The following is a 24,545-nucleotide window of genomic DNA, read 5'->3' as shown; positions in this document are numbered from 1 at the left end:
ACGCCCGCGACGAGCCCGGCCAGCCCGGCGACCGCCGCCTCGCCGAACTCCGGGCCCCGCCCGGCGGGAGAGGCGGCGGAGGTCGCCAGGCCCAGCAGCGCCACCGCGACGAGCAGCAGGTTGCGGACCACGTGGCCGGCGCCCAGCGGCGTCTCGGACCGGCCGAAGCACGAGCACGGTTCCCGGTTGCCCCGGGCGAGCGACATCGCGATGCCGGCGGTGAAGGCGGCCAGCAGCGCGGCGGCCACGCCGAACCCCGCCGTCCCCGTCGCCCGCGCCGGTACGGCCAGCAGCAGCACGATCACCACCTCGGCCGCCGCGAACGCCAGCGCCGCCGGCCGTACCAGGCCCGGGGGCAGCACCTCCATCCGGCGCAGCGACCGCACGAAGGCGCCGAACCGGCCGGGACCGCCCAGCTTCCCGGCGGCGGCGATGAGGAAGATGACACCGATCATGAATCGGCACCCGATGACCAGATGGACCACGGCTCCGCCTTCCGGAATGGGGGGAGGAAGACCGGCGGACGTATCAGCGGACATGTCAGCAGAGAAATGATGATCTTAACCGGACCATGACACGGTATGTCGATACACCGCATTCCGCCAGCCCCCTCCCGCACCGGCGTTCGTGCCCCGGGTGGAACCCGGAGAGCCGCGTGCCCGCCCTGTCCGGGTCACCGGGCGGACGACGGGCGGGGACCGCGGCACCGGCGGCTCCGGTCACCCGTCCGCCCGCCCGTCTGTCCGTTCGTCTGTTCGTCCGCCCGTCCGGGCAGGGCCCGCCGGGGCGGCCGACGCCGGTGGCTATGCTCGAAAACGCCACTGTCCGGCGTGCTGGAGGCGGGCGATGACGGAACGCAGGCCACTCGGTGTCAACTTCGAGACGTGGGTCGACCGGCAGATCCGTGAGGCCGCGGAGCGCGGCGCGTTCAACGACCTGCCCGGCGCGGGCAAACCGCTGCCCGGCGAGGGCGAGCCGTACGAGGAGATGTGGTGGATCAAGCAGAAACTCCACTCGGAGGGCCTGTCGTTCCCGCTGCCCGGCACGCTCGCCCTGCGTAAGAAGGCCGAGGAGGCGCGGGCCGCGGCCGCCGAGGCGCGCTCGGAGGACGAGGTCCGCCGGATCATCGGGGAGATCAACGAGGAGATCGTCGAGGGGCACCGCAAGGCCCTGTCCGGTCCCCCGCTGAACCTGATGCCCTTCGACGTCGAGGAGGCCGTCCGCGACTGGCGCGACCGTCATCCGGCCCGGGAGGAGACCCCGGGGCCCGAGCCCGCTCCCCCGCCGAGGAGACGGGGGCCGTTCGGCCTGTTCCGCCGGAGAGGATGACGACGCGGGAGAGGGTGAAGCCGACGGGCCCCCGCCCGCCGGATGGCGGACGGGGGCCCGGGAGCCGGACGGCGGAACCGCGTCAGTTGATCGTGACGATCGTCCCGAAGCCGTTGGGGTACTCGACGTAGCCGGTGTTCGTCCGCTGCGTCGCCTTCGTCCAGGAGGCCGTCAGCGGGATCGGTGTGCCGACGGTCGCCTTCGGCTTGCTCGGCGTCAGGGTGAGCGTGCCGCGCGCGTTGTCGGCGGTCACGAGGTTGACCTGGGTGAGGAAGTCGGTGGACGTGGTCCCGGGCAGGTCCCCGAGGGTGAGCGCGACCAGGGTGTACCTGCCGGGGCGCGGGTGGGGCAGCACGGCGCGGTGGTCGCCGTCCAGGCTGAACACCCACGACACGAGCTCGCGCGTGCCGTTCTCCTCGTAGAAGAGGATTCCGCCGACCTGGGCCTCGGGGTTCGCCGCCCTGAGCTTGAACGAGGCGGCCTTGGCGTTCTCGGGGATCGTGACCGGGATGTCGCGGCCCCACACCTCGCTCTCGTTGACGGTGCCCGGCACCTCGTCCGCCGACACGAGACCGTACGGGGTGACCGAGAACTTCTTCGTCCCGGGCGTCGCCTCGAAGCCCACCGAGCCGTCGGTGCCGGCGCCCTTCACCTCGGCGGGCGCCCGCGCGCTCAGCGGGGTGGCGACGATCGAGCTGCGCACGGTCGTGCCCGCGCCGGTCCACGTGAGCCGCCCGACGACGGTGTCCGTGGTGGCCGACGGGAGCATCTCCATGGAGACGGTGAACTCCTTGGTCTCACCCGCCTTCTTGAAGACCAGCGTGGACGGCTTGACCTTGGTCTTGAAACCGGGCAGTTCGATCGCCGAGTGGTAGACGCCCGGGGTGACGGCGGTGACCTTGCGGGTGACCGTCCGCGAGCCGAAGAGGTCGCCGACGGAGATCGTCGGGTAGTTCACGTCGGTCCCGGCCAGCGGCTTGGCGCCGGTGCCGGTCTTGACGCCCTTGCCCTCCAGGTAGCCGTACCAGTCCTCGGCGCCCGCGTCGTAGACCAGGCCCGGGGTGAGCATGCGGGCCGGATCGACGTGCCCTGCGCCCTGGGCGAACACGTCCGGGGTCTTGGTGTCGTAGGCGGTGGTCATCATGGCCGACTTGATCGCCATCGGCGACAGGAGCGGGTGCTCGCCGAGGTAGAGGGCGGCCAGGCCGGCGACGTGCGGGGTGGCCATGGAGGTGCCGGAGTAGAAGTCGAAGTCCTTGCCGCCGTTGCCGGGAGGCGCCACGGCGGCCAGGATCGCCACGCCCGGCGCGGTGACGTCCGGCTTGAGCAGGTCACCGTTGTTGCTGAGCGAGGGGCCGCGCGAGGAGAAACTCGCGACCTGCGGGTACGGCTCGCCACCGGAGGCGGCCGGGGCGAACGTGGCCGTCGCGCCCGCGGTGGCCGCGTAGCCGGCGACCTTGTCCGCGTCGGGGGCGTTGACGTGCACGGTCGGCACGGAGTGCAGGTCGGCGTCGGTGCTCTGGTCGGTCGGGTTGCCCAGCACCATGCCGACGCCTCCGGCCCGCTTGACCTCGGCCGACTTGTCCACGCGGGCCGTGGTCCCGCGCAGGCAGTAGACGATCTTCCCGGCGGTCTTGGCGGGGTCGAGCGAGCCGGCCGCGCAGATCTGCGCGTCGGACTCGGTGGCCGTGTCCGTCTTCACCGACAGTGCCGTGACCAGCGGCTTGGGCCCGAACGGGGCGACGACCGTGGTGCTCACGCCGCGGACGACCGTGCCGTCGCCGAGCCGGACCTCGGCCTGCCAGAGCGCGATCGTGCCGGCCGCGACCGTCGTCGTCCACGGCATCGTGTTGTCCAGCGTGGACGGGTCGGGACCGGAGTTGCCCCCAGCCGTCGCGACGAAGACCCCGGCCTCGGCGGCGGCCAGGAAGGCGCGCTGGACCGGGTCGTCGGCCGCCGACTCGAACATGCCGCCGACCGAGTAGTTGATCACATCGACGCCGTCGGCGACCGCCTGGTCGACGGCCGCCATGAGGTCGGAGGAGTAGCCGCCCGTGACGCCGCCGTCCTTGCCCTGCCAGAGGGCCTTGTAGACGGCGACGGCCGCGCCGGGGGCGACGCCGGAGATCGCACCGTAGTCGACGCCGTTCGCCGTGGCCTGGACGGCGTGGTCGCCCGCCGCGGTGCCGGCGGTGTGCGAGCCGTGACCCTGGGCGTCCCGCGGGGAGACGTAGTCGGCGCGTTTGTCCGGCGGGTTGCCCTTCAGCCACTGCTCGCCGAAGTACCGGGCGCTGATGACCTTCTGGTTGCACAGGCTCGCGGCGAACTCCTCACCGGTCTGGCACAGGCCGGTGAACGTGGCCCCGTCGGCCTTCTTCATGACCGTGGCCCCGTCCTTCAGGTAGGGCCGGTACGGGTCGGCGTTCGTGGGCGGCTCCGTGCCGAGGGCCGGAGCGGCGAAGGAGGGGTTCTCCGGCCAGATGCCGGTGTCGATGACGCCGACGACGACGCCCTTGCCCGCCTTGCCGACGCCGCCGAGCTTCGACCACAGGCCGGCGTCGCCCGACAGGCCGAGGAAGTCGGTGGAGTTGCGGTCGTCCAGGGCCTTGCGCAGGGTGTCGGGGACGACCGACACCACGCCCTGGGTCGCGTGCAACCGCAGCGCCTGGGCCGGGGTGAGCTGGGCGGTGAAGCTGTTGGAGGCGACCGCGTGGTGGCCGGTGGCGGCGGCACCGACGCTGCGGGCCACCTTGTTCTGCCGGTCGGTCAGGCGGTCGCGGTAGCGCCTGGCGTGGGAACTGGTGGTGTCGACCTTCTTGCCCTTGCGGCCCCTGGTGGGGGCGATGCCCTCCGTACCGCCGTCGTAGGTGGCCAGCGGCGGTTCGGCCAGGGTGACGATGTACGCCGTGGGGGCGGTCGCGGGGGGCGCCGACGCCGCGGCGGGCTGGGCGACGGCCGGGGCGATGGCGGTGACCGCCAGCGCGGCGGCCAGCGCCGACACACGATGGACGCGGGGGTTGCGGAACATTGCGCCTCTGAGGGGGAAGAGACTGGTCACCCGTCCGGGGAGATCACCGGAGGGCCGCTACGGAGTCAAGCGTCCGGCGTTGATCCCTGTCGAGATATAGTGCTGGCATTTTCGGCCACATGACCAAAAACGACATTTCGGCAGGTGCTCCGTGGGCGATCGGTCCGTGCTCGGCGCCGTGGGCGTCACGGACTTCGACGAACGGGTGTACCGGCTGCTGCTGCGCCGGCCCGGCCGGCGGACGGGGGAGATGGCCGCCGAACTCGGCGTCGGCCCGGCCCGGGTGCGTTCCGCGCTGGCCCACCTGGCCGATGCCGGGCTGCTGCGCCGCGGCGGGCCCGGCCGGTACGAGGCGGTGCCCCCGGAGGCGGCGATCGAGTGGCTGGTGGACCGGCGGCGGCTGGAGACCGAGACGCGGCTGGCCGCGGTCAGGACGGTCGTCTCGGACTTCACCCAGCTCTACCACTCGGGCCGGATGGAGGCCGGCCCGGCCGGGGTCGTGGAGGTCCTGGCGGGAGAGGAGTCCGTCAAGCGGGTCATCACCGAGGTGCAGCGGACGGTCAGCACCGAGCTGCTCGGCTTCGACCGCCCGCCCTACGTGGGCCGCCCCGACGACTCGGCGGACACCAACGAGTCGGAGCTGGCGGGCACCCGGAGCCTGCTGACGCGTGGCGTGGACATCCGCGTGGTCTACTGTGCCGACTCCCTGGACCGCCCGGGCCGCCTGGAGACCCTGGTACGGCTGGCCGAGGAGGGCGAACGCTCCCGCTTCGTCGAGCACCTGCCGTTCAAGCTGCGCATCGCCGACCGCAGGGTCGGCCTGTTCCCGCTGGTGGACGGGGTGTACGACAACATCGCGCTGCTGCACCCCTCCCGGCTGCTCGACGCGCTCGTCGAGCTGTTCGAGGTCTACTGGGAACGCGGCCGGCCGCTGACGGGCCTGCCACAGACGACGGACGAGCGGCCGCCCGAGGAGGACCTGCTCGTGCTGCGGTTGCTGAACGCCGGCCTCAAGGACGAGGCCATCGGCCGGCACCTGGGCGTCAGCGCGCGGACGGCCACCCGCAAGATCGCCGCCGTGGTCGAGCGGCTCGGCGTGACGACCCGCTTCCAGGCCGGCGCGGCGGCCGCCGCCCGCGGCTGGCTCTGACGAACCCGGCAGGGACGAACCCGGCTCTGACGAACGCGGCAAGGGTGAACACGGCTCTGGCGAACCCGGCGCGGACGAACCCCGGCCGGGCCGGGACACCCATCAGACCGGTGCGCCCACCGACCCGGGAGCGGCGGGCCGGCGCGCCGACCCGGTGACGTAGTCGCGGAAGCGGGCGGCCGGGGCGGGCAGCGGACGGTCGGTGCGCCAGGTCAGGCCGATGGTACGGCGGGCGCCCTCGGAGGCGATGGGAAGCCCGACGGTGCCCGACTGCCCGGCGAAGGGCTCGGGGACGATCGCCACGCCGAGCCCGGCGGCGACGAGGCCCTCGATGGTGGCGAGGTCCTGGCTCTCGAACGAGATCGCCGGAGAGACCCCCGCGTCCCGCAGGAGGGCGTCGACCAGGACGCGGTAGCCGAAGCCGGCCGGTGTGGTGACGAGTTCCTCGCCGGCCAGCTCCTCCAGCCGGACCCGTCCGCGGTCCCGCAGGCGGTGGCCGGGCGGTACGACGAGCACCAGCCGCTCCTCCTGCAGGGGGTGCCAGCCGTGGTCGCCGGGCGGGCGGGGGGAGGTGATGGCGAGGTCCACGGCCCCGGTGCCGAGGTCACGGCCGATCTCGTGGGCGGGCTCCTGGCTCAGCAGCACCCGTACCCGGGGCGCGTGCCCGTGGAAGGAGCGGAGCAGCCGGGGGACGAGCGAGGTGGCGATGGAGTCGAGGAAGGCCAGCCGTACCACCCCGGTGTCCGGGTCGAGCACGCTCCCGAGGTCGGAGAGCAGCTGGTCGTAGCGGGCGGTGAGGTCCCGCGCGGCGGCCACCACGATCTCCCCGGTGGGCGTCAGGTGCACGCCGTCGTGCGCCCGCTCGAACACGCGGGCGCCGAGCTCGGCCTCCACGCGGGCCAGGGCCCGCGACAGCGTCGGCTGGCTGGTACGGAGGACCGCGGCGGTGTCGGTGACGTGCCCGTGGTCGGCGAGCGCGGCCAGCCAGGCGAGATCCCGGAGCAGCACGGATTAATCATACGCCTCGCGTATCGAAACCGACCGGAACGCACATTGGACGTATCAGGTGTCGCGCCCGAGACTCGGAAGGTCAGTGAGAATCCACCACACCGAGGAACAGACAGGTATGAGTCGGCACACCGTGGAGGCGGCGCCCCGGCCGAGCGCCCCGCCGGAGGGCTACCTGCCCGGGTCGCGCGCCTACCGGCGCGTGGTCGTGGCGCTGTTCGCCGCCGGGGTGGCCACCTTCGCCCTGCTGTACAGCACCCAGGCGATCCTGCCCGAGCTCTCGGCGCAGTTCGGGGTCTCCACCGGGGACAGCACGCTGAGCGTCTCGCTGACCACGCTGGGCCTGGGGGTCGCCCTGCTGGTCGCCGGTCCCACGTCCGACGTGCTGGGCCGCACCCGCCTCATCCACCTGTCCGTCACGGCCTCCGCCGTCGTGGCGGCGGGGTGCGCGCTGGCCCCCGGCTGGTCCGCCCTGCTCGCGCTGCGCCTGCTCCAGGGCATCGTGCTGGCCGGGCTGCCCGCCGTGGCGACCGCCTACCTGCGCGAGGAACTGCACCCCTCGACGCACGCCCGCGCCGCCGGGCTGTACGTCGGCGGCACCGCCCTGGGCGGCATGATCGGCCGTCTCGTGACGGGCGCCGTGGGAGAGGCCGCCGGCTGGCGCTGGGCGCTCGCCGCGGCCGCGGTCCTCGGCCTGGCGTGCGCCGTCGCCGTCCGCCTGCTGCTCCCCCGCTCACGCGGGTTCGTCCCGGCCCCGGCCGGCGCCCGCGCCCTGCTGCGCATGAGCCTGCGCGCGGTCTCCGACCCGGGGCTGGTGACCCTCTACGCCATCGGCGGCTGCTCCATGGGAGCCCTCGTCGCCGTGTTCAACACCGTCGGCTTCCGGCTCCAGGGGCCGCCGTTCGGCCTCGGCCTCGGCGTCGCGAGCCTGGTGTTCCTCGTCTACCCGCTCGGCACCCTCAGCTCCACCGCCTTCGGCCGGCTCGCCGACGTCCGCGGGCGCCGCGCCGTACTGCCGCTGGGCTGCCTCCTCGCCGTCGCCGGAGCCCTGCTGACCCTGCCGTCCTCGCTGCCGGTCGTCGTGGCCGGGCTGGCACTCCTCACCGCGGGCTTCTTCGCCGTCCACGGCCTCGCCAGCGGGTGGGTGCCCGCCCGCGCGCACGCCGGCGGCGTGTCCACCGGCCAGGCCGCCTCGCTCTACCTGTTCACGTACTACCTGGGCTCGTCGGTCTTCGGCAGCCTCGCCGGACCCGCCTGGACGGCCGCCGCCTGGCCGGGCGTCGTCGCGCTCGCCACCGTGCTCCTGCTGGCCACCGGGGTGCTGGCCGTACTGCTGCGCCGGACACCGGCCCTGCCGGGAGGGCGGGCCCGTTGAGACCGGGGCCGAAGAGCCCGCCGCCCTGGCTCAGATGGCCCACGAGACAGGTCCTAGTGGTCGTGGCCGCAGGAGGTGCGGGCCCTTTCCAGCTCGGTGGAGCTGTTCCACCAGAAGTCCGCGGTGCCGGGGTGGGCGGGCACGCGGGCCCTGACCTTGCCGCGAGGTGCCGGGGCACCGGACGAGGCCTGGTCGGTCGTCGTGGAGGACGGGTACGGCGCGAGCAACTGCTCGACCGTGTGGTGCCTCCCTCCGACGACGACGGCGGTGACGTTCGCGGCGTCCTCGATGCGGGACAGCGGGTCGCCGTCGACGATGGCCAGGTCGGCGTACATGCCCTTGCCGATCCTGCCCAGCGGCTGGCCGAGGTACGCCCCCGACGTACCGGTCGCGGTCCTGAGCGTCTCCAGCGGGGTCAGGCCGTACTTGACCATGGCCCGCAGGTTCATGTGCAGGCTGATCGCGAGGTGATCGATCGGCGCGTCGGTGCCGGCGGTGACGACGCCGCCGCCGCGGACCATCGCCACGAGCTGTGCGACCTGGTTGGCCAGGTTCTCCCGGGTCGCCGTCTGGTCGGCGGTCCGCGCCGAGGTGACCGACTCCTCCAGCTTCTTCATCCGCCAGTTCGGGTAGAGCCGGCGGACTCGTTCGTCGGTGACCAGCGAGGTGTCCTCCTTGTAGAGGGTGCTGGAGCCGAACAGGGTCGGGGTTCTGGCCATCTTCGACGCGTTGAACATGGAGACGACGTCCGAGTAGGCGGAGCCGACATTGGTGACGGTGCGCGAGTAGCCGAACCGGTTGGTGGCGCCGACGTGCTCGGTCTGGTCGCCGCCCATCGCGATCGCGGGATAGTGGTAGTGGGACGTGACCGGTCTGCCGTTGCGGTGGGCCCAGTCGATGACTTCCCTGTGCCAGACGACCGGCAGCCGCACGTAGCACTTCATCAGGTCATAGTCGAGGCTGGCGGCCCGTTCGAGCTCCAGCCGCAGCTGGTCGTGGGAGAACGTCGGGCGCATGAAGTTGTAGTAGATGCGCGGCCCGTCGATGGCCTCACCGGTGCCCAGGTAGCGCGGTGCGAGCCGGACACCGGACTGGACCGACTCGCGCTCTTCGACCATGTGGTAGGCGGGCGAGCCGGGTGAGCGGGTCGTCGTGATGCCGAGGGCGAGCCACAGCGGGCCCTGCCGGGACCCGTAGGCGTAACCCTGCATTTCGCGGTGGTGATGGATGTCGATCAGGCCGGGCATGACGAACTTGTCGCCGGCGTCGATCAGAGTGCCGGGCCGTCCGTCCCGGTGCGGCTCGATCGCGGTGATGCGCTGGCCGCGCACGATGATGTCGACGTCGCGGGCGACGGTCGCGGAAGCGCCGTCCCACATGCGGCCGGCGTGGATGACGATCTGGTCGGGGCCGGGGTCGTTTCGCCAGGTCAGCGGGATCGGGATGGATCGGCCGGGCTTGCCGTCGACGCGAACGGTCTTCAGGCGCCCGCCGTTCAGGTAGAGCAGGGTGGCGGAGTCTCCGGCCCAGACGGGGGCGTCGGACAGCTCTCGGGTGATCCGGCGGGCCGGGCCGGTGGGCCGTCCGGTCCTGTCGACCGGCAGGACCCACAGGAGCGATTCCATGGCGAAGGCGAGCATGGTGCCGTCCGGCGACCAGACGGGGCCGTCGTCGCCGCGGGTCTGCAGGGACCGGTGCGGGGCCGGGTCGATGTACGTTCCCGCGCCGGTCGCCCGGTCGACGAGAAGGATTTTGGACAGGCCCTCGCGGTAGCGCCGCGAATACGGCACGACCGCGGCCAGGGCGATCGTCTTCCCGTCGGGCGACCAGGTCGGCCGGCCTGGTTCGAAGGTGGCGTCGAAGACCTTCTGGATGTCCCCGGTGGCGACGTCGAGGACCCACAGCGCGCCGTCCTGATCCAGGTAGGCGATCTCCTTCCCATCGGGGGACCACCGGACCGACAGGGCGGCGGAGTCGGTCAGCCGGGTCAGCTGGCGGTCCGTGCCGGTGGTCAGGTCCCGGGCCCAGATGTTGAGCGTGCCGGTGCGGTCGGTGACGAACGCCAGGTGCCGTCCGTCCGGAGAGAAGTCCGGGTCCGCCTTCCACCACCGGTCGCGGAACAGCGGGACCGGCTTGTGCCCGATCCGCATCGTGTAGATGTCGTTGAGTGCGCGGAACGCGATGGTGGACCCGTCCGGGGACACGGTCGGGCTGCCGATGCCGACGGCCTGGAATGTCCCGGGCGCGTCGAACACGCGGACGTTCTTCCTGTACTTCGGAGTGGTCACGGTCAGCGCGGCGGTGAAGCCCACCGTGCCGGCGGACGTGGAGCCGAGGCGGCGGGTCCGGATGGTGCCGGCGGAGGTGTAGAAGTAGCGTCCGTCCGGGGTGAACCGTGCCTGGAACGGGAAGACCTCCTCGCCGGTGACGAGCGTGCCCGCGGTGCTGGCCAGGTCGTTCGCGCCGGCGTGGAAGAGGTGGTAGGCGATGTCCCTTCCGTTCGGCATCCATGATGGCTGGTGGATGACCTGGCCGGCGGGAACGGTGACCGCGGTGCTGCGGGCGCCGGTGGCCACGTCGACGACGTCGATCCTGGAGTCCGAGACGACGAACGCCACTTTGGTCCCGTCGGGCGACCAGGCCGGTTCGTACTCCTCGGCGGACGTGTCGGTCAGGGCGCGGGTCGCGCCGGTGGCGACGTCGAGCAGGTGGATGCCGTAGCTGCCACCGGCATCGGAAGAGTAGACGATGGTGCGCCCGTCAGGGCTGTACCGGGGCTCGCGGTGGTCGAACGGGCCGGTGGTCAGCCGGGTGATCGCCGATCCGTCGGGCCGGATCGTCCACAGGTTGAAGACACCGTCGCGGTACGACTGGAACACGATGGTGGACCCGTCCGGGGACCAGTCGGGCTGGGCGATGTCGTACAGGTCACTGGTGAGCCGGCGGGCGGTGCCGCCGGAAGCGGAGCAGACCCACAGGACGCCGAGCATGTCGAGAGCGAGCATGCGGCCGTCAGGTGACGGTACGACGGCGAAGTCGGTGCCGGATGTGACGGAGGTGTTCCCGCCGCCGCGGGCCTCGTCGGCTCGGGCGCGGGTGGCGGTGGTGGGGATGAGCGTGGCGGCGAGTGCGGTCACGGTGCCGGCCAGGACGGCCCGGCGGGACGGACGGAACGCCGATTCGGTGGTGGAGACGGGCGCGTCGGGGGACGTCGGGGTGGGAGGCACTAGAGCTTTTCCTCCTACATTTCACGCTTTTTGGCGATTTGCCGCGATCTCCGAATCATGACCTTGAAGCGGTCGTCCCATGGAAGCCGGCGGCGTCCGGTGCGATGAGCGGACGCCAGTCGCCGCCCAACGGCACATGGAGCAGGGCGAGCGGTTGAGATCGATCTGTGAGCGGTCGGCCCCCGTGGGGGCTCTCCGGGGACGGCACCCGCCGGGGCGCGAGGACGGGACCGATCGGCCGACCCCGCCCGTTCGTGATCACGCTCAGGTTCGGATCGGGCCGAGCCCGCCCGGGCGACCGCGGCGGCCGGGATGATCCACCCGGAACCTAGCGCTGAAAGTGCCAGAACAGCATCGACGGCGTCCCGGCGATGGCCGCGTGCGCCGCCTCGGGCGCCAGGTCGTACAGGGCCCACGGCCACACGTCCCACGGCTGCAGGGCGTCGGTCCGCTCGCGCGGCTCCCCCGGCGGATGCCTGGGCTCCTCGCAACGCCGCGCCTGGAGCCCGGCCGCCAGCGCGGCCCGTATGTAGTCCCCGACCAGGTGGCGGTAGGTGGCCACCCTCCCCGGCCGGCCGTCCGGCAGCCGTACGGGCGGGACCACCCCCCGCGCCACGCCCTCGGGGTGGATGTCGGCGATCACCACGTGTCCGCCGGGCCGCAGCACCCGGGCGAATTCGGCCAGCACCGGGTCCAGCACGGGCACATGCGTCAACGCCAGCGTGCAGACCACCAGGTCGACGGACTCGTCGGGCACCGGCAGGGAGGACAGCTCGCCCAGCCGGAACTCCGCCTGCGGCACCCTGCCGCGCGCCCGCTCCAGCATGTCGGGCGAGCTGTCCACGCCGCGCACCCGATGGCCGCGACCGGCCAGGTAGGCCGCCATCCTCCCGGTGCCGCACGCCGCGTCCAGGGCGTCGCCGGCCGGCAACGCGTCGACGATCTCCCTGATGAAGGGCTCGTCGAGGTCGAACGTGGCGTTGGGGCCGTCGTAGGTCCGCGACCAGATCCGGTAACCCTCCACGGCGTCAACGCGGGTCACTTCGACGGCGGCGCCGGCCAGGGAGTCGTCGTCGAGGAACCCGCGGATCTCGGCCAGGCGCGCCTCGACGAACGCCCGGTCGTGCTCGCCGGTGTAGGCCCGCATCAGGGCGATGCCTTCCAGCCCGAGCACGTACGCCAAAGGATGCTCGTAGATCACCGTGACACGGTAACGACGACCACCGCGCGGAAGCCATCGAATTCGAAGCGGACGGGCAGGTGCTCGACGCCGGTGACGGAGCCCGCTTGCGATGAGCGCGCCGTACCCGTCGCAGGACCGCGTTCACGCTCGGTCCCAAGGCGGTCTATGCCCGCCGAGGGCTGTCGGCGGTTCACCCGTCGAGGTCCGCCCGAAGCGAGATGTGCTCGGGAACGAACCCGCGCGCCCGGTAGAAGCGGATGGCGCCGGTGTTGGCCGCGTAGGCGGACACCACGGCCTGGTTCGCGCCCCGCTCCCCGGCCCACGCGAAGAATCCTTCGACGAGCCGGGCCCCCACGCCGTGCCCCCGATGCTCCTCGTCCACCCGCATGCTGACCAGCTCGGCCACGACGGCGTCCGGACGGAGCTCGTCCCGGCCCCGCAGCCGGGCGGTGAGATGACCGACCACCGGCCCGTCGGGCGAACCGGTCCGGGCGAGCAGCGCCAGGCTCCTCGCGCCCGTCACCATCCCCCGGTAGTAGTCGTGCCCGTCCCTCGACGGCCAGTCCACGTCCATGAACGGATCCCGCCTGCCGCCGTCCTCCCGGAAGAGCGCGGCGGCCGAGGCGACGAGCGCGGGCACGTCCTCGACCTGTGCGGTCGTGAGTATGACCTACACACCGACGACATTAGCGATCATGATTAATCATGTGAAGCCGGCGGCGCGGACCCGGGTGCGTCACCCCCCGGAGCGAGGGAACCGCATCCCTCCCACGGGGGAGCACACCGGACCGCCGCCCGGAGAAACTGGCCACCATGAGCACCACATCCACGACTCATCCACCCGCGTTGTCCACGCTCCCGAGCCGGCTCACCGTATGGGCCGGCCGTTCCATGATCCTGATCGCCGTGGCGCACACCGCCGTATTCGCTCCCCTCGCCCCCTGGTCCAGCTGGCTCGCCGGGGACCTCCACGACCCTGCCCCGGACAGCGACTCGGTGGCGACGTTCTGGGCGCTGCCCGGCGGATTCGTCGTGGTGCTGGGGCTGCTGGGGCTGCTGGTCGCGCGGGCGGGGCGGCAGGGACAACGCGTTCCCGGGTACGTCGGCTGGACCATCCTCGTCTGGGCGGCGCTGGCCGTCGGCCTGATCGGGCCGAGCGGCTTCCTGCTCGGAGTCATCCCTTCCGGGCTGCTCATCGCGGCGGACATCACCGTCAGACGCCGCCCCCGCGGCCGATCCTGAGCAAGCCTCACCGCCCCGGGACCGGGGCGTCCCGCAACCCGCGCGGATCACGGCCGTGTCCGGCCGGGGGCCTCCCCAGGAAGGCGACAGGCCCGAGCCTCGCGCCCAGGCACGCACACGGCGTCCAGGGCCGGCGCGATGACGGCGAAGGACCGGCCGGTCAGTGCGGCGGGATCCTCGGTGCCGTCGCTGTCGCTCCACCACTGCAGCACGGTGTGGAAGGCGTTCAGGACCATTCCGGCGGCCAGGTGCGGGCACAACTCCGTCGCGACGTCGAGTCCAGGCTCGCCAACGCCGTGTTCGGGTTGGAGCCGCACCGACGGCTGAGCGCCACCGGCAACCCGGTTCGCATCCCGCCGCGTCCGACTTAAGGGGCGGGCGCGGCACCATCACGGGTACGGCCGGCAGCCGTCGCCCTCGCGCCCATGGGCACCGGGCGGCGGTGACGCCGACGACGGATCCGATGACCTCGCCGCCGTGGGGACCGTACCGTCAGCGTGCCGGTGGGGTGGCGTCCGAGAGTCCGCCGGTCCGATCATCGGATCGGACCGATCGGCGTTCCCAGGCCACGGCCGCGACCACACCGACGGCATAGGCGACCAGGTCCCATGGGTCGGGGAACGCGCCGACCAGGACACCGCCGACGCCCGGCGGGGTCGTGCCGACCATTTGGTAGACCTCGACAGCGACGGCGATCGCGGCCGTGGCCAGGGCGCGGCGTGCGGCGGTGGTGCGCCACAGCAGCCCCAGGAACGCGTAGACCAGCATGGTGGCGACGACGTCGCTCACGTAGCCGCGGATGAACGGTTGCCCCGGGCCCCGGTAGAAGAGGACGAACGCGCCGACGGCGAGGGCGACGCCACCCAGGAGGACCATGGCGCGGCGCATGGGATCGACACCTTCCGAAACTCAACGATCAGGGCGAACCGATCATAGAGCTCGCCCCTTGGACGGCGACTCATCTGGCGAGTCGGCGGTGGCAAATGAGGGCTGCGGCGATTGCGATGAAGGATGCGGAGTGGTCGGCTCGACGTTCGTAGCGTCGGCGTAGGCGGCGGTCGGCCGACCGGGAGACTGCGCGTTCGGCGACCCAGCGGCGGCGCCCCGGTCTCTGGCTGGACTCGATGCCGCGGCGGGCGATGCGCGGGGGGGTGCTGCGGCTGTGTAGGAAGGCGCTGGGAAGAGACAGCCGCAGACGATCGGACACCGCAAGCCCGCCCCTGCCCGCGATCAGGCAGGCTGAAGGCACATCCGAGGTGGTCACGAGAGGTAGGGCGGGCGGGACTCGAACCCGCGACCCAGGGATTATGAGTCCCCTGCTCTAACCGGCTGAGCTACCGCCCCTCGCGCGCATGCCGTACTGCGGCATTCAACCAAAGGTCGGGCCCGTTCGCACATCCGGCGAGCGCGGCGCGTTCAAGCTGTGACCTTTGGGGACCTCTGGGGACCTGCGAGGTCGGAGGGGCGTTCCGGACTCGCTACTCTACGGAGGGACCTTGTTGAGGAGTGTTTGACCATGCGCGTTGTTGATGCTTTTCGTGAGTCCTTCGGCACGGAGCCCCAGGGGGTGTGGCACGCTCCGGGACGGGTCAACCTGATCGGCGAGCACACCGACTACAACGACGGGCTGGTCCTGCCGTTCGCGGTGCCGTGGGGGGTCACCGCGGCGGTCTCGCCGCGCGAGGACGGCGTCGTACGGCTGCGCTCGCTCCAGGCGGCCGAGCCGGGGGGTGTCGAGACCGTCGAGGATCTGGAGCGGGCCGCGGGCTGGGCCCGCTACGCCGTCGGAGTGTTCTGGGCGCTGCGCGAGGGGGGGCGCCCGGTGCGGGGCGCCGACCTGGTGATCGACGGGGACGTCCCGCAGGGGGCGGGGCTGTCGTCCAGCGCGGCGCTGGAGGTGGCGGTCGGCACCGCCCTCAACGACCTGTACGGCCTGGGCATGACGAAGATGGAGGTCGCTCAGGTCGCGCAGCGGGCCGAGAACGACTTCGTGGGCATGCCCTGCGGGATCATGGACCAGGCCGCCTCCGCGCTCGCCGAGGAGGGCAGGGCGCTCTTCCTCGACTGCCGGAGCCTGGGGAGCAGGAACGTCCCGTTCGACCTCGCCGCGCACGGTCTGCGGCTGCTGATCATCAACACCGGGGTCCGCCACGAGCTGGCCGACGGCCAGTACGCCCGGCGCCGGCGCGACTGCGAGGACGCCGCCAGGCGTCTGGGCGTGGCCGCGCTGCGCGACGTGACCGACCTGGCGGCCGCCCTGGGGCGGCTCAGCGGCGACGAGCGCAGGCGCACCCAGCACGTGGTGACCGAGAACCACCGGGTCGAGGCGGTTATCGGGCTGCTGCGAGCCGGGGCCGTCCAGGAGATCGGCGCCCTGCTGAACGCCTCCCACCTGTCGCTGCGCGACCAGTTCGAGGTGTCCTGCCCGGAGCTGGACGTGGCCGTGGAGGCGGCGGTCCGCGGCGGGGCGCGGGGGGCGCGGATGACCGGCGGCGGGTTCGGCGGGTCGGCCATCGCGCTGGTCGCCGAGGACCGGGTGCAGGCCGTACAGGACTCGGTGGTCCTCGCCTACGCCGAGCGCGGCTGGGCCCGGCCGGAGATCTACCCCGCCGTCCCGGCCGCCGGAGCCCGTCGTCTCCGGTGACCCTCTTCTGCCGTCCCGGTGACGAGGTGACGGCCTCGGCACCGAGGCGGCGGAGGAGCGGGTTCAGACCGGGCGGCTGCCACCGACGCCTTCGACTCATCCGGAAAGCGGAGAATGCGCGGACAGCCGTCGGCCCGTATCGTCGAGGGATGTCCTCCGAGATCGTGAACGTGGTCTACCGCAAGTACGACGGCTCCCTGCACTGGCATCACCCCACCGTGCTCCTCGGCGAGGACGAGCACGGTGTCTGGACCGGCTGCCCGGTGGGCACCGTCGCCCGCCGGGGCCACGAGTCGTCCGTCACCTGGGAGCACGCGTCCGTGATGCTCTTCCCCCGCGACGCCTGGTGGACGGCCTGCTTCAACGCAGCGCCGTACAAGGCGGAGATCTACTGCGACATCTCGACCGTGCCGCAGTGGCGGGACGGCGAGGTGACCATGGTCGACCTCGACCTCGACGTGCTGCGCATGCGCGACGGGCGGATCATCCTGGACGACGAGGACGAGTTCGAGGAGCACCGGGTCCGTTACGCCTACCCGCCCGAGGTCGTCGACGGCGCCCGCGCCTCGGCCGCCCTGCTGCTGGAGGCCGTCACCGCCCGCACCGAACCCTTCGGCCCCGCGCCCCACTGGCTCTCCCTGGTCTCATGAGCGCGGGAGCGGGGGGAAGCGGGGAGCGCGGCGTTCCAGGAAGGCCGCCACGCCCTCGGTGACGTCCGGGCGGCCGAACGACTCGGCCATCAGGCGGACCGCGGCGGCCTCGGCCTCCTCCAGGGTCCGGTTCCAGTCGCCCCGGATCTGGCGCTTCATCACGGCCATCGACGTCGGCGAGCTGTGGAGCGCCAGCTCGCGGGCGTAGGCCGCGGTCTCCGCCAGGAGGCTCTCCCCCGGCACCGAGCGGCTGACCAGCCCCAGTTCGTACGCCTCGACCCCGGTGAACGTACGGCCGGACAGCAGCAGGTCCATGGCCCGCGCCTGGCCGATCAGCCGGGGCAGGATCCACGACAGGCCGTACTCGGCGATCAGGCCGCGCCGGGCGAAGGCGGTGGTCCACTTCGCCTCGTCCGCGGTGAAGACCAGGTCGCAGGCGAGGGCGCAGACCATGCCGAGCCCGGCGCAGGCGCCGTTGACCGCGGCGATGACGGGCTTGCCGAGCGTGGCCGGGAGGGTGACGGAGCGCCGGTCGGGCTCGCCCTCCCGGCGGTAGGAGCCGTTCAGGACCGCGGTGAGGTCCTCGAAGTCCGCGCCCGCGCAGAAGCCCCGGCCCGCGCCGGTCACGACGACCACCCGGACCGCCGGGTCCCGATCCGCCTCGGCGAGCAGGTCGAAGTAGCGGCGTCCCATCGCGTCGGTCCACGCGTTGAGGCGGTCGGGGCGGTTGAACGTCAGCGTCAGCACGCCCTCGTCGATCGACGACAGCACCGGGTCCGCCATGTCCGCCCGTCCCTTCCCTCGGCCGTTCACATCGGAGCGCCTTCCGACACCGGGGAACGCTCCTGCGCCGCCGGGCATCCCGTCACCGGACGGGCGCCGACCAGAACACCGAACCATGTTCTGCTCAGCCCCGCAACGCCACCCGCCGAACGGCACGGCCCCGCCGTCCGGACCGGCGGAACCCCCGCGCCGCTCCGCCCCAGGCCCGCGAAGCCCCGTGTCGCCCGGCTATCGAGGCCGGGCGGCGCGTACGGCCTCGGCGCTCGCGGTGTCGCCCCGCTCCTCCAGCCCGGCGATGACGCCGTCGATGTCCGGCCCCGGCCGGTTCTGGCTGAGCTTGAACTTCGCCTCGACGCGGCTGATGACCACCTCGACCCCGACGATGGCCCGCAGCTGGCCGGCGACGAACTTCGCGGGGGCGTCGTCCACCGACCAGGCCGGGTCGTTCCCCGCCTCGTGCAGCTCGGTGAGCCTGCGGACCACCATCTCCGTCCAGGCCGGGTCGTCATGGACGACCAGCCGGCCGTAGACGTGGGCGGTGACGTAGTTCCAGGTCGGCACCACGCGGCCGTGCTCGGCCTTCGTCGCGTACCACGAGGGCGTGACGTAGGCGTCCGGGCCGCGGACGATGACGAGGACCTCGCCCTCGGCGGGCTGCCGCCACTGCTCGTTGTTGCGGGCGAGGTGGCCGAGGAGCGCCCCGTGCGGGCCGCTGTCCGGGTCGTACACGAAGGGCAGGAACGTCGCGAGAAGCCCGGCCGGGGTCACGGTGACCAGATCCGCCGCACCCGGGTCGGCCAGGAGGTCGCGTACGGCGTCGGCGTCGGGGACGAAGTGGGCGGGGACGTACATGGTCTTCTTTCCGTTCCGGTCGAGGAGGTCCGGCAGAGACTGGAGACGCCGACGGGAGACAGAGCGGGCGGCGGGAACGCGGAAGGCCCCGGGAGCGGGGCTCCCGGGGCCTTCGTTGGCTCCCGCGATAGGACTCGAACCTATAACCTGCCGGTTAACAGCCGGCTGCTCTGCCGATTGAGCTACACGGGATTGCGGCTCCGCGCTGGTCGGGGGGGAAGTTCTCCCCGTTCCTCGCGGCGCAGGAATAGATTAGCGCACTCTGAGAGTGTGTGTCGCATCGAAGCTCGCGGGTAGGTCGGAGAGGACCGCCCATCCATGGGTAGGGGGTCCTCGCGAAGCGCGGATGTGGAGGTTGAGATGTATCGACTGATGTTCGGGGCGGGTCTCGCGGTGGGCTACGTCCTGGGAAGCCGGGCCGGTCGGCAGCGCTATGAGCAGATCAAGCGCATGGCCGAGCGGGTGGCCGACAGCCCCGCCGTACAGGAGGCCGCCGGCCTCGTCGGCGCACGGGTTTCGAAGGCCACCGACATGGCCAGAACCAAGGTGGGCGGTGTGGCCAAGAACAAGCTGCCCTTCCTGCAGTCCGAGAACGGCTCGCAGGCCGGTGAGAGCGACGAAACGGGCACCGGCTGGCCGCAGAAGGAGACCCAGACCGCGGCCGGGCCCTACTAGACCGCAAGGTGCGCGAGCACGACGAAGGCCCCTTTTCCGGGGGCCTTCGTCGTGTCCGGGGTGGAGAGGCGGCCGGTCCCGCCATGAAACGTCTCTCCGGGCCACCGGGCCACCGGGGCATCGGGCGGCCTTCAGACGCCGAAGCTGCGGCGGGCCTCCTCGAGCGCCTGCTCGGCCAGGGCCCGCAGGCCCGGGTCCTCGGGGTCCATGCCACTGTCGAAGACGAACTCCCAGACCGTCCGGTCGTCGTCGGTCCTCCTGGCCACCAGCCGCACTCCCCCGCGCGCGTCCAGCGGGGCATACTGGCTCACCACGATCGAGGCGGTCACCCGCTCCCGCACGGCCTCCGGGACGCGGCCGGGCTCGGGCAGCAGCGCCCGGTGCTCCTCGCCCGACGTGGTGACCACCGTCAGGCCCTCCTCGTCCCACAGCCCCCGGTCCACCCGGAACCACGGCAGCCGGGCCCCCCGGATGTAGAGCGCCCGGTCGGTGGCGATGACGTAGCCGTCGGGTCCGTCGGCGTAGGTGAGCACCCGGTCGGGCGGTGTGACCGCCTCGCGGACCTCTGCGGGCATGCGGTTGAAGAGCTTCATACGGCCACGCTATCGGCGAGCAGGTCGAGGGTGAGGGCGGCCGAGGCGGAGAAGTCGCGGCTGCCCCGGCCGCTGCCGTCGAAGGGGTCGAAGCACTCGCGGAAGCCCGCCTGCCGTACCAGGCGCAGGGTGCCGGCGGCCAGCAGCCGGGCCAGCTCGGTACGGCCGTGCGCGTCGGCCGCCCGCAGCAGCAGCCAGTTGGTGATCACCCAGGACGGTCCCCGCCAGTAGCGGGAACGGTCGAACTGCGGGGAGCGGATCTCACAGCTCGGCACCGGGTATCCGGCGGCGCCCATGAACCTGGGCGACTCCAGCACGCCCACCAGCGTGGCCATCAGGTCGGACGGCAGCCCCGGGTCGAGCAGGGGCCCGAAGGAGCCGACCGCGCAGACCGGGCTGAGCCGTCCGGTCCGCAGGTCGCGGGCGTGGAAGAGGCCGTCGAGCCAGAGGCGGTCCAGCAGCGCCGCGCGGATCCGCTCCGCCGCCTCCCGGTGCGGAGCGGGGTCGGCCCCCGCCACCGGCGCCAGTTCGGCGAGCGCCTCGCAGGAGGCCAGCCAGATCCCGTTGAACATCGGGTCCTCGACCGCGAAGGGGTGGTCGCGCAGGTAGGCGGGGTCGTAGCCGGAGTCGCGGTAGCGGGCGGCCAGCCAGGTGTAACGGTCGTGGTGACCGGTCTGCGCCTCACCGCTCCGCTCCCCGCCGTGGTAGGCGGGGCGCAGGGACGGCAACGCGTCCAGCGGGGCGTCCCAGACGGGGCTGTCGTCCATTCCCGACTCCCAGGGATGCACGATCGCCGCCAGCCCTCCCCCGCCGAGGTCCCGGGTGGCGGCGAGGTGGTCGTGCTGCGCGACGAGCATCGGGTACACCAGGCGGACCAGCGCCGCGGCCTCGTCGCGGTCGGTCGCGTGCCGCCACACCCACCACAGGGCCAGGGCCTGCGACGGCGGCTGGGTCAGCCCGGAGGTGGGTACCCGGTTCGGGGCCTCCGGGCGGTCCTGCGACCGCCAGAACGAGGGGCCGGGGAAGTACGTCTCGGCGTGGGAGTGGCGGGAGGGGTGGAAGACGATGTGCGGCACCATGCCGGTGCGCCACCGGCCCTCCATCAGGCTGAGCAGCTCCGTGCCGGCCCGGCGGGTGTCCCAGCGGGCCAGGCCCGCGACGACGAAGGCCGCGTCCCAGTTCCACTGGTGCGGGTAGAGGCCGGGCGCGGGCACGGTGCAGGAGCCCGTCCGGTTCGCGTCGAGCACGGACCACGCCTCACGCCCGAGCGCGCCGTTGTCCAACGCGGGCCGCGCTTCCATTCGCCCAGTCTGCTCCCGCATCGACGAGGAGAAAAGGTTCGGATCTGCTATCGGCCGATTCGCGCCCCGCCGCCGGGCGGGCCGCGACCGCGCCGGGACACCCCGGAAACGGGCTCCGGGAACGGCTCCGGGACATCTCGGGAACGGCTCCGGGAACGGCTCCGGGAACGGCTTCGGGACATCTCGGGAACGGCTCCGGGAACGGCGAAGGCCCCGGGGAGCTGAGGTCGCTCCCGGGGCCTTCGCCGTACGGATGTCCCGGCGGACGCTCAGTCGAGGTAGTCGCGGAGCATCTGGGCGCGGGTCGGGTGGCGGAGCTTGGCCAGCGTCTTGGACTCGATCTGGCGGATCCGCTCCCGCGTCACGCCGAACTCCCGGCCGACCTCCTCCAGTGTCCGGGGGTGGCCGTCGGCCAGGCCGAAGCGCAGCTGGATGATGCGCTGCTCACGCTCGGACAGCGTCGCGAGGATGTCGTCGAGCTGGTCCTGCAGCATGATGAAGGCGGCCGCCTCCATCGGCACGACGGCGTCGGCGTCCTCGATGAAGTCACCGAGGTCGGAGTCCTCCTCCCCGATCGGCGACTGCAGCGAGACGGGCTCCTGGGCGATGCGCTGGATCTCGATCACCCGCTCGATCGGGAGGTCCATCTCCAGCGCGATCTCCTCGGGCGCGGGCTCGCGGCCGAGGTCCTGGTGGAGCTGGCGCTGGACCCGGACGAGCTTGTTGATCGTCTCGACCATGTGCACCGGAATGCGAATGGTGCGCGCCTGGTCGGCGATCGCCCGCGTGATCGCCTGGCGAATCCACCACGTGGCGTACGTGGAGAACTTGTAGCCCTTGGTGTAGTCGAATTTCTCGACCGCCCGGATGAGCCCGAGGTTGCCCTCCTGGATAAGGTCCAGGAACAGCATCCCGCGGCCCACATATCTTTTGGCTATCGAGACGACGAGCCGCAGATTCGCCTCGATGAGGCGCTGCTTGGCGCGGTTGCCCTCCCAGACGAGCTCCCGGAACTCCGGGAAGGCCAGGCGTGAGGCGACGCCGGTCAGCTTGTCCTCGGCGAACAACCCGGCCTCGATCGACTTGGCGAGCTCCACCTCCTCCTCGGCGGTGAGCAGCGGCACCCGGCCGATCTCCCGCAGGTAGATGCGGACCAGATCGCTGGTCGGCGCGCGTCTGCCGACGTCCTCCTCATCCGAGCGGCCCGGTTCCTCGTCGCCCTGGGGCTCGAGGACCTCCACTCCCTGTTCGGCGAGCATCCGCACGACGCGTTCGAGCGCGTCGGACGGCAGCTCGGACTTGTCGAGAGCGGCGGCCACGTCATCGACCGTGACGCTCCCGCGCTCTCTTCCCTTCGCGACGAGGTCGGCCACCTGGTCTACCGATGGCGGCCCACTTGGCAGCACCGATGCACCCACGGGAGACAGTCTGCTGTATTAGGCAGTCAAAATGGCAGACCCATTTTTGTAACCGAAGGTAAGGCCGCGATCATTATCGAATCGAGACCTCATTAGGGTTTGGCCGAATGACGGTGTGGAAATCAAAGACCATTACGCTTCAGCTTCCCGCGGCGCGTTCCCGCAGTACCCGTCGCTGCTGCTCCATCGCGACCAGCTCGCCGAACAGGCGGTTGTACTCCTGCTGCTCCTCGACCGGGTTGGTCCGCTCCATCCGCGACTTCAGCCGCTCGATCTCCCGCGACACCGAGATGAGCTCCAGGGCGGCCAGCATGGCCGAGGCGTATCGTTCCTCGATCTCCACGCCGACGCGCAGCTCCTCCACGGCGAAGCGGGTCACCGTACCGCGCAGGTCGTCGGGCGCCCCGGCGAGGAGGCGGTCGACCCACTCGCGCCCGCCCGGCCCGGCGGCGGCCGCGCCCCCGGCGCCGGTGATCAGCCTGTGCAGGGCGGCGTGCTCGGGCAGCGTGAACGCCTCGGCGCCGATCGCGTCGAACCCGGGCCCGAGCAGCGCGGGACGCTGTACGGCCAGCTTCAGCACCTCCGCCTCGGTCCGCACGCCCGGATCGGTGAGGTCGGCGACCTTCCTCGGCCCGGCGGGCCGCTGGGGCCGCTGCTGCTGCCGGTCGGCGGAGACGGAGATCTCGGCGATGCGGTCCATGACGAACCGCTCGTTGTTGAAGCCCAGCCACCGGTCGAGGTCGACGGCGTAAAGCTGGCGCAGGGCGCGGTCCTTGATGCCGGCCACGATCGGCGCGGCGGCGTCCAGGGCGGACAGCCGGCCCTCGTTGGTCGTCACGTCGTAGCGGGAGATCACGCTGCGGATCGCGAACGCGAACAGCGGCTCGCGGGAGGCGATCAGCTCGCGCACCGCGGCCTCGCCGCGCCCGGTGCGCAGGTCGCAGGGGTCGAGGCCGTCGGGCTGCACGGCCACGAAGGTCTGGGTGACGAACTTCTGCTCGTCGGCGAAGGCCCGCAGCGCCGCCTTCTGGCCGGCCGCGTCGCCGTCGAAGGTGAAGATCACCTCACCGTGGGAGCCCGACTGGTCGAGCAGCAGCCGCCGCAGCACCTTGATGTGCTCGGCACCGAACGCGGTGCCGCAGGTCGCCACCGCCGTCGGCACGCCCGACAGGTGGCAGGCCATCACGTCGGTGTAGCCCTCGACGATCACCGCCTGGGAGCGCCGGGAGATCTCCCGCTTCGCGAGGTCGACGCCGTAGAGGACCTCACTCTTCTTGTAGAGGGGGCTCTCGGGGGTGTTGAGGTATTTCGGGCCGTCCTCGGCGTCGTTGAGCTTGCGCGCGCCGAAGCCGATCACGTCGCCGGTGATGTCGCGGATCGGCCAGATGAGCCGCCCGCGGAACCGGTCGATCGGGCCCCGGCGCCCCTCCTTGGCCAGCCCTCCCTTGACGAGTTCGGCGGCGGTGAACCCGCGGGCCATCAGGTGCCGGACGAGCGCCTCCCACTCGGCGGGGGCGTATCCCACGCCGAAGCGCTCGGCGTCGGCCCGCTCGAACCCGCGCTCCGACAGGAACCTGCGCCCGGCCGCCGCCTCCGGGGCGGTCAGCCTGGAGGCGTAGAACTCCGCCGCCGCCCGGTGTGCCTCGATCAGCCGGCTGCGCTCGCCCTGCTCCCGGCCGGGGACGTATCCCCCCTGCTCGTAGCGGAGCTGGATGCCCGCGCGGTTCGCCAGCTGCTCGACGGCCTCGGCGAACGACAGGTGCTCCAGCCGCCGGACGAAGGTGATGACGTCGCCGCCCTCGCCGCAGCCGAAGCAGTACCAGTAGCCGCGGGCGGGCGTGACGTTGAACGACGGGCTCTTCTCGTCGTGGAAGGGGCACAGCCCCTTCAGGTTGCCGCCGCCCGCGTTGCGGAGCTGGATGTGCTCGCCCACGATGTCGGCGATCGGTGAGCGCTCCCGTACGAGCGCGATGTCGTCGTCACTGATCCGGCCTGCCACGCCGCGAGTCTAGTCGGGCGTCCCGACAGGTCGGCGTCCCCGCGACGTTCCCGAGGCGCCCCCGCGGCGCCCCCGAGGCGTGCTCACG

At 72.3% G+C, this 24,545-nt stretch carries 20 protein-coding genes, 2 tRNA genes and 1 pseudogene; 7 read left to right on the top strand and 16 right to left on the bottom strand.

Features of this window, described 5'->3' with window-relative positions; all coding sequences use genetic code 11:
• Positions 1-95: 95 nt before the first annotated feature.
• Positions 96-539 (bottom strand): annotated as a pseudogene (locus tag ACQP10_RS10460) (MauE/DoxX family redox-associated membrane protein); the annotation flags it as partial.
• A 307-nt stretch (positions 540-846) separates the two neighbouring features.
• Between ACQP10_RS10460 and ACQP10_RS10455 the strand changes: the two are divergent.
• Positions 847-1,329 (top strand): DUF1992 domain-containing protein, encoded by a 483-nt coding sequence (locus ACQP10_RS10455; protein WP_399499690.1) that lies wholly within the window; start codon positions 847-849, stop codon positions 1,327-1,329.
• Positions 1,330-1,411: 82 nt separating this feature from the next.
• On the opposite strand, the gene ACQP10_RS10450 is transcribed toward ACQP10_RS10455, so the two are convergent.
• A complete protein-coding gene (locus ACQP10_RS10450; RefSeq protein WP_433541274.1) occupies positions 1,412-4,357 on the bottom strand; it encodes a S8 family serine peptidase in 2,946 nt (981 codons plus the stop codon).
• A 151-nt stretch (positions 4,358-4,508) separates the two neighbouring features.
• Here ACQP10_RS10450 and ACQP10_RS10445 point away from each other — a divergent pair, with 151 nt between their 5' ends.
• Entirely contained in the window at positions 4,509-5,507 is a 999-nt protein-coding gene (locus ACQP10_RS10445; protein WP_389997484.1) for a helix-turn-helix domain-containing protein, read from the top strand.
• 102 nt (positions 5,508-5,609) lie between these two features.
• On the opposite strand, the gene ACQP10_RS10440 is transcribed toward ACQP10_RS10445, so the two are convergent.
• Entirely contained in the window at positions 5,610-6,515 is a 906-nt protein-coding gene (locus ACQP10_RS10440; protein ID WP_433541273.1) for a LysR family transcriptional regulator, read from the bottom strand.
• A 118-nt stretch (positions 6,516-6,633) separates the two neighbouring features.
• Between ACQP10_RS10440 and ACQP10_RS10435 the strand changes: the two genes are divergently transcribed.
• Positions 6,634-7,890 (top strand): MFS transporter, encoded by a 1,257-nt coding sequence (locus ACQP10_RS10435; protein ID WP_399499692.1) that lies wholly within the window; start codon positions 6,634-6,636, stop codon positions 7,888-7,890.
• A gap of 53 nt (positions 7,891-7,943) precedes the next feature.
• On the opposite strand, the gene ACQP10_RS10430 is transcribed toward ACQP10_RS10435, so the two are convergent.
• From ACQP10_RS10430 to ACQP10_RS10420, 3 genes are all read right to left on the bottom strand, one after another.
• Complete coding sequence (locus tag ACQP10_RS10430; RefSeq protein WP_399499693.1) at positions 7,944-11,117, bottom strand: amidohydrolase family protein; 3,174 nt, start codon at positions 11,115-11,117, stop codon at positions 7,944-7,946.
• A gap of 328 nt (positions 11,118-11,445) precedes the next feature.
• On the bottom strand, positions 11,446-12,318 hold the full coding sequence (locus ACQP10_RS10425) for a class I SAM-dependent methyltransferase (protein ID WP_433541272.1): 873 nt from the start codon (positions 12,316-12,318) through the stop codon (positions 11,446-11,448).
• Between the two features lie 172 nt (positions 12,319-12,490).
• Entirely contained in the window at positions 12,491-12,940 is a 450-nt protein-coding gene (locus ACQP10_RS10420) for a GNAT family N-acetyltransferase (RefSeq protein ID WP_433541271.1), read from the bottom strand.
• 173 nt (positions 12,941-13,113) lie between these two features.
• Here ACQP10_RS10420 and ACQP10_RS10415 point away from each other — a divergent pair, with 173 nt between their 5' ends.
• Entirely contained in the window at positions 13,114-13,542 is a 429-nt protein-coding gene (locus ACQP10_RS10415) for a DUF6463 family protein (protein ID WP_346020601.1), read from the top strand.
• Positions 13,543-13,589: 47 nt separating this feature from the next.
• Here ACQP10_RS10415 and ACQP10_RS10410 read toward each other — a convergent pair whose 3' ends face one another.
• The 3 genes from ACQP10_RS10410 to ACQP10_RS10400 form a co-directional block, all read right to left on the bottom strand.
• Positions 13,590-13,859 carry a hypothetical protein gene (locus tag ACQP10_RS10410; RefSeq protein WP_346020602.1) on the bottom strand — a complete coding sequence of 90 codons (270 nt, stop codon included), beginning with the start codon at positions 13,857-13,859 and terminating at the stop codon, positions 13,590-13,592.
• A 175-nt stretch (positions 13,860-14,034) separates the two neighbouring features.
• On the bottom strand, positions 14,035-14,430 hold the full coding sequence (locus ACQP10_RS10405) for a DUF2809 domain-containing protein (protein ID WP_433541270.1): 396 nt from the start codon (positions 14,428-14,430) through the stop codon (positions 14,035-14,037).
• A 382-nt stretch (positions 14,431-14,812) separates the two neighbouring features.
• Positions 14,813-14,886 (bottom strand) — tRNA-Ile (locus ACQP10_RS10400).
• 172 nt (positions 14,887-15,058) lie between these two features.
• On the opposite strand from ACQP10_RS10400, the gene galK reads away from it, so the two are divergent.
• Together galK and ACQP10_RS10390 are read left to right on the top strand one after the other, a co-directional pair.
• On the top strand, positions 15,059-16,186 hold the full coding sequence (gene galK, locus ACQP10_RS10395; RefSeq protein ID WP_433541269.1) for a galactokinase: 1,128 nt from the start codon (positions 15,059-15,061) through the stop codon (positions 16,184-16,186).
• A 149-nt stretch (positions 16,187-16,335) separates the two neighbouring features.
• The gene (locus ACQP10_RS10390) at positions 16,336-16,836 is read left to right on the top strand and encodes a DUF402 domain-containing protein (protein WP_433541268.1); all 501 of its coding nucleotides are present in this window, start codon (positions 16,336-16,338) and stop codon (positions 16,834-16,836) included.
• On the opposite strand, the gene ACQP10_RS10385 is transcribed toward ACQP10_RS10390, so the two are convergent.
• The 3 genes from ACQP10_RS10385 to ACQP10_RS10375 all read right to left on the bottom strand — a co-directional run bounded on the left by ACQP10_RS10385 (position 16,831) and on the right by ACQP10_RS10375 (position 18,663).
• Positions 16,831-17,619, bottom strand: coding sequence for an enoyl-CoA hydratase-related protein (locus tag ACQP10_RS10385; RefSeq protein WP_346020606.1), 789 nt, complete (start codon positions 17,617-17,619; stop codon positions 16,831-16,833). The genes ACQP10_RS10390 and ACQP10_RS10385 overlap by 6 nt on opposite strands.
• A 228-nt stretch (positions 17,620-17,847) precedes the next feature.
• Positions 17,848-18,471: an FMN-binding negative transcriptional regulator gene (locus ACQP10_RS10380; protein ID WP_433541267.1), complete on the bottom strand. Its 624-nt coding sequence runs from the start codon at positions 18,469-18,471 to the stop codon at positions 17,848-17,850.
• A 116-nt stretch (positions 18,472-18,587) separates the two neighbouring features.
• A tRNA-Asn gene (locus ACQP10_RS10375) sits at positions 18,588-18,663 on the bottom strand.
• Positions 18,664-18,831: 168 nt separating this feature from the next.
• Here ACQP10_RS10375 and ACQP10_RS10370 point away from each other — a divergent pair.
• Entirely contained in the window at positions 18,832-19,146 is a 315-nt protein-coding gene (locus ACQP10_RS10370) for a YtxH domain-containing protein (RefSeq protein ID WP_346020608.1), read from the top strand.
• A 131-nt stretch (positions 19,147-19,277) separates the two neighbouring features.
• On the opposite strand, the gene ACQP10_RS10365 is transcribed toward ACQP10_RS10370, so the two are convergent.
• From ACQP10_RS10365 to dnaG, 4 genes are all read right to left on the bottom strand, one after another.
• Positions 19,278-19,739 (bottom strand): hypothetical protein, encoded by a 462-nt coding sequence (locus ACQP10_RS10365; RefSeq protein ID WP_346020609.1) that lies wholly within the window; start codon positions 19,737-19,739, stop codon positions 19,278-19,280.
• Complete coding sequence (locus tag ACQP10_RS10360; protein WP_346020610.1) at positions 19,736-21,040, bottom strand: MGH1-like glycoside hydrolase domain-containing protein; 1,305 nt, start codon at positions 21,038-21,040, stop codon at positions 19,736-19,738. The genes ACQP10_RS10365 and ACQP10_RS10360 overlap by 4 nt, the downstream gene beginning before the upstream one ends.
• Before the next feature lie 269 nt (positions 21,041-21,309).
• Positions 21,310-22,413 (bottom strand): RNA polymerase sigma factor RpoD, encoded by a 1,104-nt coding sequence (gene rpoD, locus ACQP10_RS10355; protein WP_346020611.1) that lies wholly within the window; start codon positions 22,411-22,413, stop codon positions 21,310-21,312.
• A gap of 184 nt (positions 22,414-22,597) precedes the next feature.
• Positions 22,598-24,457: a DNA primase gene (dnaG, locus tag ACQP10_RS10350; protein ID WP_346020612.1), complete on the bottom strand. Its 1,860-nt coding sequence runs from the start codon at positions 24,455-24,457 to the stop codon at positions 22,598-22,600.
• Positions 24,458-24,545: the final 88 nt, after the last annotated feature.

Origin of the sequence: Streptosporangium sandarakinum (assembly GCF_050942225.1) — a bacterium.
Classification (GTDB): domain Bacteria; phylum Actinomycetota; class Actinomycetes; order Streptosporangiales; family Streptosporangiaceae; genus Streptosporangium; species Streptosporangium nondiastaticum.
Note: the sequence above shows the minus strand (reverse complement) of the source record. Positions and strands in the feature narration are given on the sequence as shown.

What these genes read in the sequence shown, in the direction of transcription:
- ACQP10_RS10385 (WP_346020606.1), bottom strand. Translation starts at nt 17,619, where the DNA reads ATGGCGGACCCGGTGCTGTCGTCGATCGACGAGGGCGTGCTGACGCTG.
- ACQP10_RS10415 (WP_346020601.1), top strand. Translation starts at nt 13,114, where the DNA reads ATGAGCACCACATCCACGACTCATCCACCCGCGTTGTCCACGCTCCCG.
- ACQP10_RS10450 (WP_433541274.1), bottom strand. Translation starts at nt 4,357, where the DNA reads ATGTTCCGCAACCCCCGCGTCCATCGTGTGTCGGCGCTGGCCGCCGCG.
- ACQP10_RS10455 (WP_399499690.1), top strand. Translation starts at nt 847, where the DNA reads ATGACGGAACGCAGGCCACTCGGTGTCAACTTCGAGACGTGGGTCGAC.
- galK (WP_433541269.1), top strand. Translation starts at nt 15,059, where the DNA reads ATGCGCGTTGTTGATGCTTTTCGTGAGTCCTTCGGCACGGAGCCCCAG.
- ACQP10_RS10360 (WP_346020610.1), bottom strand. Translation starts at nt 21,040, where the DNA reads ATGGAAGCGCGGCCCGCGTTGGACAACGGCGCGCTCGGGCGTGAGGCG.
- ACQP10_RS10380 (WP_433541267.1), bottom strand. Translation starts at nt 18,471, where the DNA reads ATGTACGTCCCCGCCCACTTCGTCCCCGACGCCGACGCCGTACGCGAC.
- ACQP10_RS10390 (WP_433541268.1), top strand. Translation starts at nt 16,336, where the DNA reads ATGTCCTCCGAGATCGTGAACGTGGTCTACCGCAAGTACGACGGCTCC.
- ACQP10_RS10365 (WP_346020609.1), bottom strand. Translation starts at nt 19,739, where the DNA reads ATGAAGCTCTTCAACCGCATGCCCGCAGAGGTCCGCGAGGCGGTCACA.
- ACQP10_RS10370 (WP_346020608.1), top strand. Translation starts at nt 18,832, where the DNA reads ATGTATCGACTGATGTTCGGGGCGGGTCTCGCGGTGGGCTACGTCCTG.
- ACQP10_RS10405 (WP_433541270.1), bottom strand. Translation starts at nt 14,430, where the DNA reads ATGCGCCGCGCCATGGTCCTCCTGGGTGGCGTCGCCCTCGCCGTCGGC.
- ACQP10_RS10435 (WP_399499692.1), top strand. Translation starts at nt 6,634, where the DNA reads ATGAGTCGGCACACCGTGGAGGCGGCGCCCCGGCCGAGCGCCCCGCCG.